Raw genomic sequence first — 14,181 nt, 5'->3', positions numbered from 1 at the left:
TTCACACCTCTGCGTGGGCAGCGCTCTGCTCTGGCAAGTGTATGAGTGCTTTTACACGCCGACAAATCACCATAAAGCATAAAATATAACTTCGTTTTAAATCAAAACACTAACTCAGAGTCATGTGATCAGACCAGCAAATATGCAATCTCTTATTTGCATATTGTTAACATAAAAACCACACTCCTCATCATCTGGTCATACCAGATCAAACGCTGATTCAGGAGATAGACATGCTCTACCAAGGCGAAACATTACAACTGCACTGGCTCGACAACGGTATCGCCGAGCTGGTGTTCAATGCCCCAGGCTCGGTAAACAAGCTCGATACCCGCACCGTTGCCAGCCTGGGCGAAGCGCTCGCGGTGCTGGAAAAGCAGACCGAGTTGAAAGGCCTGCTGCTGCGTTCTACCAAGGCCGCCTTTATTGTCGGCGCCGACATCACCGAATTCCTTTCGCTGTTTGCTGCCCCGGCTGAAAAGCTGCAGGAGTGGCTGAACTTCGCCAATGCGATCTTTAACCGGCTGGAAGATCTGCCGGTGCCGACCATTTCGGCCATTAACGGCTATGCACTCGGCGGCGGCTGCGAATGTATTCTGGCGACCGACTTCCGCGTCGCATCCCCGGATGCGCGTATCGGCCTGCCGGAAACCAAACTGGGTATTATGCCGGGCTTCGGCGGTTCCGTTCGCTTGCCACGCCTTTTGGGTAACGACAGCGCACTGGAAATTATTGCCGCCGGTAAGGACGTCAGTGCCAAAGATGCACTGAAAGTCGGCCTGGTGGATGCGGTCGTCGCACCAGAAAAATTGGTGGAAGCCGCGCTGAAAATGCTGCAACAGGCGATTGAGGGCAAGCTGGACTGGCGCGCCTATCGCCAGCCAAAGCTCGAGCCGTTGAAACTCAGCCCAATCGAAGCGGCCATGAGCTTCACCACCGCCAAAGGCATGGTGATGCAAACCGCTGGCAAACATTATCCGGCGCCGATGACCGCGGTCAAAACCATTGAGGCCGCCGCCAGGCTGGGCCGTGATGAAGCACTGAAACTGGAAACCGCCAGCTTTGTGCCATTGGCCCGCTCCAAAGAGGCGCGCGCGCTAGTCGGCATCTTCCTCAATGACCAGTTTGTGAAAGGTCAGGCGAAGAAGCTGGCGAAGGGTGTCGAAGCACCGAAGCAGGCGGCAGTGTTGGGCGCCGGTATCATGGGTGGCGGTATCGCTTACCAGTCCGCGCTGAAAGGCGTGCCGGTTGTCATGAAAGACATCAGCGACAAATCCCTGACTCTCGGTATGAATGAAGCCGCCAAACTGCTGAACAAGCAGTTGGAACGCGGCAAGCTGGACGGCATGAAGATGGCCCAGGTGCTATCGACCATTCAACCGACGCTGGATTACGCCGGTATCGAACGCGCGCAGGTGATCGTCGAAGCCGTGGTCGAGAATCCAAAGATTAAGGCGGCAGTATTGTCCGAAGTGGAAGGCCTGATCGGTGAAAATACCGTACTGGCGTCCAATACCTCGACCATTCCGATTAATCACCTGGCGAAATCGCTGAAGCGCCCACAGAACTTCTGCGGTATGCACTTCTTTAATCCGGTACACCGCATGCCACTGGTGGAAATTATCCGCGGAGAGCAGACCAGCGACAGCACTATCGCCGCCGTGGTGGCCTATGCCAGCCGCATGGGTAAAACGCCGATTGTGGTTAACGACTGCCCAGGGTTCTTCGTCAACCGTGTACTGTTCCCGTATTTTGCCGGTTTCAGCATGTTGCTGCGCGACGGTGCGGACTTCCGCCAGATCGACAAAGTGATGGAAAAACAGTTTGGCTGGCCAATGGGCCCGGCTTATCTGCTCGACGTAGTGGGGATTGATACCGCGCACCACGCCCAGGCGGTGATGGCGGCCGGTTTCCCTGAACGCATGGGTAAAGATTATCGCGACGCCATCGACGTGATGTTCGATAACCAGCGTTTTGGTCAGAAAAACCAGTTGGGCTTCTATCGTTACAGCCAGGACAACAAAGGCAAGCCGCGTAAAGACAACGATGAGCAGACCGATGTGCTGCTGGCCGAAGTCAGCCAACCGCGTCAGACCATCAGCGACGAAGAAATTATCGCCCGCATGATGATCCCGATGATTAACGAAGTGGTGCGCTGTCTGGAAGAAAACATTATTGCCAGCCCGGCCGAAGCCGATATGGCGCTGGTCTACGGCATCGGTTTCCCTCCGTTCCACGGCGGGGCGTTCCGTTACCTGGATACGCTTGGTACCGCCAATTATGTCGAACTGGCCCAGCGTTATGCGCATCTCGGCGCTTTGTATCAGGTGCCTGCCGGCCTGCGCGCCAAAGCTGAACATAATGAAAGCTACTACCCGGTGGCAGCGCCGCTGTCCGATGTCTCCACTGGCCAACCGGCATGAGGTCATAAAGATGGAAAACGTAGTTATTGTTGATGCCGTACGCACGCCGATGGGCCGCTCCAAGGGCGGCGCCTTCCGCCAGGTACGTGCTGAAGATCTTTCCGCTCACCTGATGCGCGCCGTACTGAGCCGTAATCCGTCGCTGGATGCCGCCGAAATTGACGACATTTATTGGGGTTGCGTGCAGCAGACACTGGAGCAGGGCTTTAACATTGCCCGTAACGCTTCGCTGCTGGCCGAAATCCCGCATAGTGTTCCGGCGGTCACCGTCAACCGGCTGTGCGGCTCCTCCATGCAGGCACTGCACGATGCCGCACGCGCCATTATGGTCGGCGATGCACACGTCAGCCTGATTGGTGGCGTAGAACATATGGGCCACGTACCGATGAATCACGGTGTGGATTTCCACCCGGGTCTGAGTCGCAGCGTGGCAAAAGCCGCCGGAATGATGGGGCTGACCGCCGAGATGCTGGCCAAGATGCACAATATCAGCCGCCAGATGCAGGATGAGTTCGCAGCACGCTCGCACCAACGCGCACATGCCGCCACCCTGGCCGGCTATTTCAAGAATGAAATCATCCCAACCACCGGCCACGACGCCGACGGTGTGCTGACCCGCTATGACTTCGACGAGGTCATCCGCCCGGAAACCACCGTTGCCAGCCTGGCAGCGCTGCGTCCGGCCTTCGATCCGGTCAACGGTACCGTGACCGCCGGGACTTCTTCGGCATTGTCCGACGGTGCCTCTGCCATGCTGTTGATGAGTGAATCACGTGCCAAAGCGCTTGGCCTGAAAGCCCGTGCCCGCATTCGTTCAATGGCCGTTGTCGGTTGTGACCCTTCCATCATGGGTTACGGCCCTGTGCCTGCCAGCAAGTTGGCGCTCAAACGTGCCGGCCTGAGCGTACAGGACATCGACCTGTTTGAACTGAATGAAGCCTTTGCCGCCCAGTCACTGCCGTGCATCAAGGATTTGGGACTGCTGGACAGCATCGACGACAAAATCAACCTGAACGGCGGCGCCATTGCTCTGGGCCACCCATTAGGCTGCTCGGGCTCACGTATCTCGACTACCCTGCTGAACAATATGGAACGCCGCGACGTACAGTTTGGTTTGGCGACCATGTGTATCGGTTTGGGTCAGGGGATTGCTACCGTTTTTGAACGCGTTTAGCTGTGTCTATTAGGGATGACTGCGTCAACACTTCAAACCGCAGCATTCCACCAAGTTTAGTTGCCGTACTTCCCGCCTGTCAGGGGCGGGTTTTTTTATGCCTGAATTCTACTGACGCCCCAATAAAAAGGGGCAGCCATTGGCCACCCCGTTTGCTACTGCTTCGCGCCTCAGATAAACGAGAAGGCGTCGCCAAACATATGCGCTTCCAGCGCGCCACGTTCGGCGCAGAAACGTTCGCGAGCGATTTTGGCCATCTCGAAGCGGCCGGCAATATAAATGTCGTGCTCTGCCAGCGTGCCGAAGTCCTGCAGCACCGCGCTGAGCACTGTGCCGCTGCGGCCGCGCCACTCCTCTTCCGGCTGTTCAACCACCGGAATGACTTTCAGATTAGGATGCCGCAACGACAGCGCTTCCAGCTCGCTCAAGTCATACAGGTGCTTCAGTTCGCGTCCGCCCCAGTAGATGGAAATATCGCGTTCCGGCTGCTGCTCCAGCGCGGCCAACAGAATCGAGCGCGCGTAGGAGAAACCAGTACCGCCGGCGATCAACACCAGCGGACGGCTGCCTTCTTCACGTAGCCAGGCGTCACCGTGCGGGATATCAACGGTAATCGCCTGCTCTTTCAGAATGCGATCCATTACCGCCATGGCGTACAGATTCAGTTCCGAAGCGCCAATATGCAGCTCAATGTAATCCTGGTCTGACGGAATGGAGGCCAGTGAGAACGGACGCTTGTCGCGCTCATCCATCACCACCATCAGATACTGTCCTGCCTTGAAAGAAAACGGTGCCTCAGGCACCAAGCGTACCCGATAAACCGTATCGGTAATGGCCTCTACGGAGGTCACTTTACAGCTCAATATTGTCATGCGTTCCCTCTGTCGGGTCATCAATGCAAAACTGAGAACAAAGCCTGGCGCTAAAGCGTCGGTTCTCTGTCACTGAAAATTGCGAGCTCATCCCAGATTTCATCGACGCGCGCACGCACCTTTTCATCCATCTGAATCGGACGGCCCCATTCGCGCTGGGTTTCACCCGGCCATTTATTGGTGGCATCCAGCCCCATCTTCGATCCCAAACCGGAAACCGGTGAGGCGAAGTCCAAATAATCGATCGGCGTATTCTCCACCAAAACGGTATCCCTTGCCGGATCCATTCGGGTGGTGATCGCCCAAATCACATCATTCCAGTCGCGTGCGTTGACGTCATCATCGCAGACGATCACAAACTTGGTGTACATAAACTGACGCAGGAATGACCAGACCCCCATCATTACGCGCTTGGCATGACCGGCATACTGTTTCTTGATAGTCACCACTGCCAGGCGATATGAGCAACCCTCAGGCGGCAGATAGAAATCGACAATTTCCGGGAACTGCTTTTGCAGGATAGGAACGAAGACTTCATTCAGCGCCACGCCCAACACCGCCGGCTCATCCGGCGGACGGCCGGTATAGGTCGAGTGATAAATGGCATCACGACGCTGGGTGATGTGGGTGATGGTGAATACCGGGAAGTGGTCAATTTCGTTGTAGTAACCGGTGTGATCGCCATACGGGCCTTCAGGCGCCATTTCACCCGGCTCGATATAGCCTTCCAATACGATTTCCGCACTGGCGGGCACTTCCAGGTCGCAGGAAATACACTTGACCACTTCGGTTTTGTTGCCGCGCAGCAGCCCGGCAAAGGCATATTCAGACAGGGTATCTGGCACTGGCGTGACCGCGCCGAGAATGGTGGCGGGGTCTGCGCCCAGCGCAACCGCAACCGGGAAACGCTCACCGGGATGCGCCTGGCACCATTCCTGGTAATCCAGCGCGCCGCCGCGGTGCGACAGCCAACGCATGATGACTTTATTCTTGCTCAGCACCTGTTGGCGATAAATACCCAGGTTCTGCCGCTCTTTTTGCGGCCCGCGGGTCACGGTCAGGCCCCAGGTGATCAAGGGTGCGGCGTCTTCCGGCCAGCAGTGCATCACCGGGATACGGCTGAGATCGACGTCATCCCCCTGCCATACCTGCTCCTGACAAGGCGCTGAACCCAACACCTTGGTCGGCATGTTCAGCACTTGCTTGAACTTCGGCAGTTTATCGAACAGATCGCGAAAGCCCTTTGGCGGCTCCGGCTCTTTAAGGAACGCCAGCAACTTGCCGACCTCGCGCAACGAGCTGACGTCTTCCTGGCCCATCCCCATCGCTACGCGACCAGGAGTACCGAACAGATTGCACAGCACCGGCATGTCGTACCCTTTCGGGTTTTCGAACAGCAACGCCGGGCCGCCCGCACGTAAAGTACGATCGGCAATTTCTGTCATTTCCAGATAGGGATCAATCGGCTGGCTGATGCGTTTTAGTTCCCCTCTCTTTTCCAGCAACGAGAGGAAATCGCGTAAGTCACGGTATTTCATGCTGATCATTATAACGGCCAGTGAGAAGGGCATTATAAGCCCTCTTCACGGTTGTTGCTGCACTTTTGTTAAACACCGGTAAAGACCTTACCGGCACTCAGTGGCACGTGAACGGCACCAGCGGGCGTAATGCCTGAGTATCCTGATACTCTTGGGTCTCTACGCCGTGGCGGAACACCTTGAAGCCTTGGTCTCTGGCACTGAAATAACGCAAGTCATTGCCCTCAACGTGCAACAGACTGCCCTCGCGCAGCGCCACCACAGATTCGCTCGGATTGACTGCACAGAATTCCGCCAGGCGCTCATCACGGGTTTCGCCCATGTGGCCACTGATATGGGCGTCAATGTAATGCGGGTTAATCTGCACCGGGAACAGGCTCAACGCCGGCAACACTACGCTGTTGCGTACCGGCATATCATTGGTGGTACGGATACTTGGCGTAGCCACGTTACAACCGGCGCTCCAGCCAACATAGGGGACGCTACGTTCACGAACAGCCCGCTGGATCGGGACAATCAGGCCCTTTTCATGCAGCATTTGGTTCAGCATCCAGGTATTACCACCGCTGACCAGGATACATTCCGCCTGTTCAATCGCCGCCGCCGGTGACTCGGCATGGTGAATGCTGGTGACCTTGATGCCCAGAGTTTGCGCCAGCTCCTGCGCGCGCTGATCGTAATCACTGCGGATCATGGCATAGGGGATAAAGACGGCGGACGTAATGCCACGGCGGGCGATCATCGCCAACAGATGGCTCTTGGCATAACCCAGCAGTTCACTCTCACCGGACAGTTTGCCGTTGCTCAACAGAAATAACTCCATTTCTCCCCCTCAATCAAAAACGATGAATACCGTCACATCAGGCGACAGCGCCCCAAGGCATACTGCGACGGTAGCAAATTTTTAGCCCTCTGTTATACCCAAGCCGTGCGGATAAGTGTGTGACCCCTCGCTAATTGCCAAAGATTCATGCAGATAGCGGCTGTTACATGCTGAAACTTGCATCACTATGTATCCGTAATGGCTTTTGATATGCTTACCGGCTGACAGAAAGGCATGTGAAATTATGGAATCCTGGTATCTATTGTATTGCAAACGCGGCCAGCTCTTACGGGCGCAGGAACATCTCGAGCGGCAGGAAGTGAACTGCCTTAGCCCGATCATTACGCTGGAAAAGATCGTTCGCGGCAAACGCATCGCGGTCAGCGAGCCTCTGTTCCCCAACTATTTGTTTGTGGAATTCGATCCGGAGCGTATCCATACCACCACCATCAGTGCAACACGTGGTGTCAGCCACTTCGTGCGCTTTGGTTCGACGCCGACCACTATCCCGCAGAAGGTAATCGAAGAGTTGCAGACACACACCTGCGAAACCTATGTCGACCCGGAAACGCCGCAACCCGGCGATAGTGTGTTGATCGTCGATGGGGTGTTCGAAGGGCTGCAGGCGATTTACACCGAGCCGGACGGCGAAGCGCGCTCAATGCTGTTGCTCAACCTGATCAACAAACAGGTCAGCCAAAGCGTGGACAACCGACAGTTCCAAAAGCTGTAATGTAAAAAAGGCGCCCAAGGCGCCTTTATCATTGGATACTCGCGCCTTAGCGCTGCATCGCGTCGTCATGCATCCACTGAGCTACCCGCTTGGCGAAGTAGGTCAGCACACCATCGGCACCGGCACGCTTGAAGCACATCAACGACTCCATCACCGCCGGTTGTTCCTGCAACCAACCGTTTTGAATCGCCGCCATGTGCATCGCATATTCGCCGGACACCTGATAGGCGAAAGTCGGCACACCAAAGGTGTCTTTCACCCGGCGTACCACGTCCAAATACGGCATGCCCGGCTTCACCATTACCATATCTGCGCCTTCCTGCAGATCCTGCGCAATTTCCTGCAGCGCTTCGTCGCTGTTGGCAGGGTCCATCTGGTAGGTTTTCTTGTTGCCACCTTTCAGATTGCCGCTGGAACCGAGCGCATCACGGAACGGACCATAGTAGCAAGACGCATATTTGGCAGAGTAAGCCATGATCTGAGTGTTAATCAGGCCCTGATGCTCCAGTTGATCGCGGATCGCACTGATACGGCCATCCATCATGTCGCTCGGCGCCACGATTTCCGCACCGGCTTCAGCATGGGACAGTGCCTGACGCACCAAAATCTCTTTGGTGATGTCGTTAATAACATAACCTTGCTCGTCAATGATGCCGTCCTGACCGTGGGTAGTGTAAGGATCGAGCGCCACATCAGTCAAAATCCCCAGATCTGGCACCGCGTCTTTCAACGCACGTACCGTACGCTGCACCAGACCGTCCGGGTTATAAGCTTCTTCTGCGTGCAGTGACTTCAGGCCAGGCTCAATCACCGGGAACAGGGAGATCACCGGCACGCCCAGCTTGGCGATAGCTTCCGCTTCTTTAACCAGCAGGTCGATGCTCATGCGCGATACGCCAGGCATGGATGCTACCGCTTCCTGACGGTTACTGCCTTCCATGACAAATACCGGGTAGATCAGGTCGTTAACCGTCAGTTGGTTCTCCGCCACCAGGCGACGACTGAAATCATGACGGCGCACGCGGCGCATACGGCGACCTGGGAAGGTGCCCGGAAATGCATAGCTCATAGTTTTCTCCTAACTCATTCCAGCCGGAATAGCCGGCGGGCGTTCTCATCGATTTTTTGCCCCAGCCATTCGGGATCTTCTTGTCGCCAGGCGGCCACCTGCCGGACGATATGAGGCAAAAAACAGGGTTCGTTGCGGCGAGATGTGGGTTTCGGAAGTAAATCCCGGGGCAACAGATAGGGGGCGTCGGTTTCCAGCAACAGACGGTCCGCCGGGATCTGCGGCAGCAACGCGCGCAGTTCCAGGCCACGCCGCTCATCGCAGACCCAACCGGTAATACCCACCGACAGGCCTAACGACAGGCAGCTTTCCAATTCTTCGGCGGTGCCGGTAAAACAGTGCACCACGGCCGCGGGCAGTTTATCCAACCACGGCGCCAGCAGCGCTGCAAAACGTGCGTGTGCATCACGACAATGAAGAAAAACCGGCATCGACAACTCTGCCGCCAGCGCCAGTTGTGCGCTGAATGCCGCCTCCTGCTGCTCTGGAGTAGAGAAGTTGCGGTTGAAATCCAGTCCACATTCACCAATAGCCGCGACCCGTGGCCGGGAGGCTAACTCGCAGATTTGTTCTGCGACTCGCTCGTCCCAACTGCTGGCATGGTGAGGATGCACACCGGCGGTGGACCAGCAAAAATCCGCATGCTGTTGCGCCAGTTCACTGGCTGCACGGCTATCCTGCAGATCGGTACCGGTAATCAGCAGCCCTGTTACGCCTGCAGCACGGGCGCGCTCCACCACCGCCGGACGGTCTTTGGCAAATTGTGAGCTGGTGAGATTGACGCCGATATCAAACATGATGTTCCCAAAGTAAAAGCCGCCCATCGGGCGGCTTAGAAACAAACAGAAATTAAGGTGCCGGGGGTTCGTCACCCTCGTCTTCTTCTTCTGGCTGCGGACGACGCTTACCGGTGTAGAAGCGGGCAAAGAACACGCCCACTTCAAACAGCAGATACATCGGGATCGCCAGCAGGGTCTGCGAGAACACATCCGGCGGGGTCAACAGCATACCGACCACGAAAGCGCCGACCAGAACATAAGGTCGTTTCTTTTTCAGATCTTCCGGTGAAGTGACGCCACTCCAGCACAGCAGAATAATGGCAACCGGCACCTCAAAGGCCACGCCAAACGCCATAAACAGCGCCATGACGAAATCGAGATAGTTATTGATGTCGGTCGCTATCATTACCCCGGCCGGTGCGGTCTTGGCAAAAAAGCCGAACGCCAGCGGGAAAACGATAAAGTAGGCAAACGCCATGCCGAGATAAAACAGCAGGCTGCTGGAGACCAGTAAAGGCATCATCAGGCGACGTTCATGTTTGTACAACGCCGGTGCGATGAAGGACCACACCTGATACAGGATCACCGGAGCAGACACAAACACCGAAACGATCATGGTCAATTTGATCGGGGTAAAGAACGGTGAAGCCACGTCGGTGGCGATCATGCTCGCCCCGGCGGGCAACTGTTTGATCAGCGGTGCTGACACCAGTTGGTAAATATCATTGGCGAAAAAAACCAGCACCAGGAAGATCGCCAGTATGCTGATAATCGAGTTTAACAACCGCTTACGCAGTTCTATCAGGTGACTGATAAGGGGTTGGGTATCTTCAACAGCCATGTTTTAACGATCGCCACTAGGTTGGTGAGACGCTGGGGTTTTATCCGCAACAGGTTCTGGGGTTGCCTGAACGCCCGAAACGACCGGTTGTTTAACCGGCTCGACCACGGGTTGTGCAACCGGCGGCGTTACCGAAACCACCGGCTCCGGCACGACAGCCGGGGACGATGCCACGGCCGCAGCCTCTGCCGGCGTCACGCCGTCATGAATGGCTTCAGGATCGGTGACCAGAGGGTTATGGATGGTGTGAGCAGGTTCGGTTTTATTGTCACTGTCACCCAGATAAGAACGCTTCAGCGATTCCGCCGCGTCTTTCAGCTCATCCATCGACGCCTTCAGCTCCGGCGACAAATTCTGCATGCCCGCCTTCTCTACCTTTTTCAGGCTGTCCTGCAATTCCTGCAGCTTCAGCTCCTGAGAAAGTTCGTTCTGCACCGAAGCCGCAAGCGAACGCAGCGCGCGGATCCAGCCCGAAACTGTTCTTACCGCTACCGGCAACCGTTCCGGCCCGAGTACCACCAGGCCGATAACCAGAACCAGCAACAGTTCACTAAACCCAATGTCAAACACGGTTTATACCTGCTCTTTGTTCTTCGACTCTTCCGTTTTCACTTCCGGCTGCTTATCGGTAATAGGCTTGGCCGTGAAGTCAGCGTCATCCAGGCTGCTTTTTTCAGCCGTGTTGGTCGGCGGCGTGTTGTCATCGCCGATCGCCTTTTTGAAACCTTTGATTGATGCACCGAGATCAGAGCCCAGCGTACGGAGCTTTTTGGTACCAAACAGCAGCACCACGATCACTGCGATGATCAACAATTGCGTAATACTAATACCGCCCATTGCAATTACCTCTATTTTTACAGGGTTTTTTCAAAATCCGTCGCATTATACGGCAGATTTTACCAGAGTTTCGAATCAATTCAGGTGGTTCGCTTCCAGCCAATCACCCAGGATACGATACCGGCCGCTATCAGCCACGCAGGGAACACTTCAACATCCCCCAACAGCAAAATCGTACCGCTTACTAACAGTGTAGCGCCAACGCCGAACAAATAACGCGATTGTCCCTGGCGAACGCGCTGGGCCTGCATTTGATTGGTCAGCTTATCAACGCTTTGTTGCAACAGTTTATGCTGCTGCAGGCTATCGTAAAATAATTCAGGCAGTTCGGGCAGTTTCTCGGCCCAAAATGGCGCTTTTTCTTTCAGTGCGCGGATCACTGCCGGTATACCGACCTGATCGCGCATCCAACTTTCCAGGAACGGCTTTGCAGTGGTCCACAAATCCAGCTGTGGATAGAGCTGCCGGCCCAGACCTTCAACATACAGCAAGGTCTTCTGCAATAACACCAGTTGGGGCTGCACTTCCATATTGAAACGGCGTGCGGTATTGAACAGGTTCAACAGCACGTTGCCGAACGAAATTTCCGACAGTGGCTTTTCGAAGATGGGTTCACACACCGTGCGAATAGCGAATTCGAAATCTTCCACGTTGGTGTCGCGCGGTACCCAGCCAGAATCAACGTGCAGTTCTGCAACCTTGCGATAGTCACGATTGAAGAAGGCAATAAAGTTTTCCGCCAGATAGCGTTTATCGTCTTTGTTCAACGAGCCGACAATACCGCAGTCAATGCCGATATAGCAGGGATCTTCAGGATGCTCATAGCTGACAAAAATATTACCGGGATGCATGTCCGCATGGAAGAAGCTGTCGCGGAACACCTGGGTAAAGAACACCTGAACCCCGCGTTCGGCCAACAGTTTCATGTTGGTGCCCTGCTTTTCCAGCGTTGGAATATCCGAAACCGGAATTCCGTAGATACGCTCCATGACCAACACGCTTTCGCGGCAGTAATCGGAGTAAACCTCCGGCACATACAGCATCGGGCTACCGTCGAAATTGCGGCGCAGCTGGATGGCGTTGGCCGCTTCACGCAGCAGGTTCAACTCGTCCAGCAAGGTCTTTTCATATTCGCGCACCACTTCACGCGGACGCAGACGGCGACCATCCGGCATCAGCTTTGGCACCCAAGCCGCCAAACGATACATCAGGCGGACGTCAGCCTTGATGATCGGCCGAATATCGGGCCGAATCACCTTCAGAACCACTTCCTGCCCGGTCGTTTTTAGCCGTGCGGTATGCACCTGAGCTATCGATGCCGAAGCCAGCGCCTGCTGGTCAAAATCATCAAACCAGGTTTCCAGCGGGCCGCCCATCGCCAACTCAATATGCTTGCGTGCCAGTGCACCATCGAAGGGGGCAACCCGGTCCTGCAACAGAGTCAGTTGATCGGCGATCTGTGGTGGGAACAGGTCGCGGCGTGTGGACATCATCTGGCCAAACTTGATCCATACCGGCCCCAGTTCCTGCAAGGCCAAACGCAGACGTTCACCCAGCGGTTTGTCTGCATGGCGGTTTGGCATCCAGAACAGCAGACGGCGCCCCACGCGCAGCGGCAACGTCAAGCGCATCTGGGGGATCAGTTCATCCAGGCCATAGCTGAGAAAAACGCGGACGATCAAATACAGGCGGCGTAGTTCGCCAGGGGTCATCGTTTACCCTCCAACTTGTCCATGCGAGCAATCAGCGCTTCGAGGTTGCGAACGGTGGCATCAACTTCCTCGTTGAACCACACAACTTCCAGTGGGCCTGGCGCCACGCGCCACTCTTCCGTCAGCGTTTCCGCTACATAATGCTGTTGACGCTGAAAGCCTGTCTTCAGCAGATTCGCGCCCTTACCGAACGCCTGCGTGATACCCTGCGCGGCAATATCGCCGATGTAGGGGGCCAACCATTCAGCCGGATCCCACTCTGCCAGATCGAGCAGCCCAACCAGTTGTTGAACCACCTGAATATCACCTTCGACAATCAGTTCACCGCTGCGCATCAATGGCGAAAGTTGCTGGCGATCCCGCAGCTTCAGCAACACCGAGATGCGGCTGCGCACCGTGCAGTCGGCGGTATCTTCAGACTGACCAAGCACATCGACACGCTGCTCACTGAACAGCAACACCAACGGTGAGGAAAGCTCCTGCAATTCAATACGCAGAACCTTACCCGCCAGGCGCAAACGGGCGGCTTTCATGCTGCGATCGCGGAACAGCAGGCTGTTGAGCGATGTTTCCAGCACGCCGGTCAACAACGGGGTTAACAGCATCGGCATTTCCATATCAGAACTTGAAGCCGCGATGCAGGGCCACAATGCCGCCGGTCAGGTTAAAATAGGTCACGTTGTCAAAGCCGGCAGCCCCCATCATACCTTTCAGGGTTTCCTGATCGGGATGCATGCGGATCGACTCAGCCAGATAACGGTAACTTTCCGGATCCTTCACCACCAGCTCCCCGATTTTCGGCAGCACGTGGAACGAGTAGGCGTCATAGGCTTTACTTAACGGCGCCAGCAGCGGCTTGGAGAACTCCAGCACCAGCAAACGGCCGCCCGGCTTAAGCACGCGGAACATGGAACGCAGCGCCTTGTCTTTGTCGGTCACGTTGCGCAGGCCGAAGGAAATGGTAATGCAGTCAAAATAGTTATCCGGGAACGGCAGCGCTTCGGCATTGGCCTGCACATAGTTGACGTTACCGATAATGCCGCGGTCGCGCAGCTTCTCGCGCCCCATCTTCAGCATGGAATCGTTAATGTCCGCCAGTACCACCTGCCCCTGCTCACCGACCATGCGGGAGAACTTGGCGGCCAGGTCACCGGTACCACCGGCCAGATCCAACACCCGCTGCCCACGGCGAACGCCGCTGCAGTCAATGGTAAAACGCTTCCAGATACGGTGGATACCAAACGACATCAGGTCGTTCATCACGTCATACTTTGCAGCTACCGAATGAAAAACATCTGCCACCATGGCCTGCTTCTCGTCTCTAGCTACGGTGCGAAAACCGAAGTCGGTGGTTTCCTGCGGTTGATCTGCCATTGTCCT

The 14,181-nt window shown here is 55.8% G+C and carries 14 protein-coding genes; 3 read left to right on the top strand and 11 right to left on the bottom strand.

The features are described 5' to 3' along the window. Positions 1-233: 233 nt before the first annotated feature. On the top strand, positions 234-2,423 hold the full coding sequence (gene fadB, locus ACSOSI_RS01205) for a fatty acid oxidation complex subunit alpha FadB (protein WP_218218090.1): 2,190 nt from the start codon (positions 234-236) through the stop codon (positions 2,421-2,423). A 10-nt stretch (positions 2,424-2,433) separates the two neighbouring features. Further along, entirely contained in the window at positions 2,434-3,597 is a 1,164-nt protein-coding gene (gene fadA / locus ACSOSI_RS01200; RefSeq protein WP_012004729.1) for an acetyl-CoA C-acyltransferase FadA, read from the top strand. Positions 3,598-3,767: 170 nt separating this feature from the next. On the opposite strand, the gene fre is transcribed toward fadA, so the two are convergent. From fre to pepE, 3 genes are all read right to left on the bottom strand, one after another. Then, positions 3,768-4,469, bottom strand: coding sequence for an NAD(P)H-flavin reductase (fre, locus tag ACSOSI_RS01195; protein ID WP_012004728.1), 702 nt, complete (start codon positions 4,467-4,469; stop codon positions 3,768-3,770). A gap of 50 nt (positions 4,470-4,519) precedes the next feature. Further along, positions 4,520-6,016 carry a 4-hydroxy-3-polyprenylbenzoate decarboxylase gene (ubiD, locus tag ACSOSI_RS01190; RefSeq protein WP_115184902.1) on the bottom strand — a complete coding sequence of 499 codons (1,497 nt, stop codon included), beginning with the start codon at positions 6,014-6,016 and terminating at the stop codon, positions 4,520-4,522. An 88-nt stretch (positions 6,017-6,104) separates the two neighbouring features. Continuing rightward, the gene (gene pepE, locus ACSOSI_RS01185) at positions 6,105-6,830 is read right to left on the bottom strand and encodes a dipeptidase PepE (protein ID WP_012004726.1); all 726 of its coding nucleotides are present in this window, start codon (positions 6,828-6,830) and stop codon (positions 6,105-6,107) included. Positions 6,831-7,074: 244 nt separating this feature from the next. On the opposite strand from pepE, the gene rfaH reads away from it, so the two are divergent. Beyond that, positions 7,075-7,563, top strand: a complete 489-nt coding sequence (rfaH, locus tag ACSOSI_RS01180; RefSeq protein WP_012004725.1) for a transcription/translation regulatory transformer protein RfaH — start codon at positions 7,075-7,077, stop codon at positions 7,561-7,563. Between the two features lie 46 nt (positions 7,564-7,609). Here the strand turns inward: rfaH and hemB are convergent, their stop codons facing one another. From hemB to ubiE, 8 genes are all read right to left on the bottom strand, one after another. Next, entirely contained in the window at positions 7,610-8,632 is a 1,023-nt protein-coding gene (gene hemB / locus ACSOSI_RS01175; protein WP_476706427.1) for a porphobilinogen synthase, read from the bottom strand. A 14-nt stretch (positions 8,633-8,646) separates the two neighbouring features. Continuing rightward, a complete protein-coding gene (gene tatD / locus ACSOSI_RS01170) occupies positions 8,647-9,429 on the bottom strand; it encodes a 3'-5' ssDNA/RNA exonuclease TatD (RefSeq protein WP_476706426.1) in 783 nt (260 codons plus the stop codon). A gap of 52 nt (positions 9,430-9,481) precedes the next feature. Next, positions 9,482-10,252, bottom strand: a complete 771-nt coding sequence (gene tatC / locus ACSOSI_RS01165) for a Sec-independent protein translocase subunit TatC (RefSeq protein ID WP_012004722.1) — start codon at positions 10,250-10,252, stop codon at positions 9,482-9,484. 3 nt (positions 10,253-10,255) lie between these two features. Continuing rightward, positions 10,256-10,822 carry a Sec-independent protein translocase protein TatB gene (tatB, locus tag ACSOSI_RS01160; RefSeq protein ID WP_115183420.1) on the bottom strand — a complete coding sequence of 189 codons (567 nt, stop codon included), beginning with the start codon at positions 10,820-10,822 and terminating at the stop codon, positions 10,256-10,258. 3 nt (positions 10,823-10,825) lie between these two features. Then, positions 10,826-11,089, bottom strand: coding sequence for a Sec-independent protein translocase subunit TatA (gene tatA / locus ACSOSI_RS01155; protein WP_006323098.1), 264 nt, complete (start codon positions 11,087-11,089; stop codon positions 10,826-10,828). Between the two features lie 80 nt (positions 11,090-11,169). Continuing rightward, a complete protein-coding gene (gene ubiB, locus ACSOSI_RS01150) occupies positions 11,170-12,801 on the bottom strand; it encodes a ubiquinone biosynthesis regulatory protein kinase UbiB (RefSeq protein WP_017891313.1) in 1,632 nt (543 codons plus the stop codon). Then, a complete protein-coding gene (gene ubiJ, locus ACSOSI_RS01145) occupies positions 12,798-13,406 on the bottom strand; it encodes a ubiquinone biosynthesis protein UbiJ (protein WP_476706425.1) in 609 nt (202 codons plus the stop codon). The genes ubiB and ubiJ overlap by 4 nt, the downstream gene beginning before the upstream one ends. 13 nt (positions 13,407-13,419) lie before the next feature. Then, positions 13,420-14,175, bottom strand: coding sequence for a bifunctional demethylmenaquinone methyltransferase/2-methoxy-6-polyprenyl-1,4-benzoquinol methylase UbiE (ubiE, locus tag ACSOSI_RS01140; RefSeq protein WP_012004718.1), 756 nt, complete (start codon positions 14,173-14,175; stop codon positions 13,420-13,422). Positions 14,176-14,181: the final 6 nt, after the last annotated feature.

The organism is Serratia sp. AR11 (assembly GCF_056376275.1).
The sequence above is the reverse complement of the archived record's forward strand: the minus strand, read 5'-3'. Positions and strand labels throughout refer to the sequence as shown.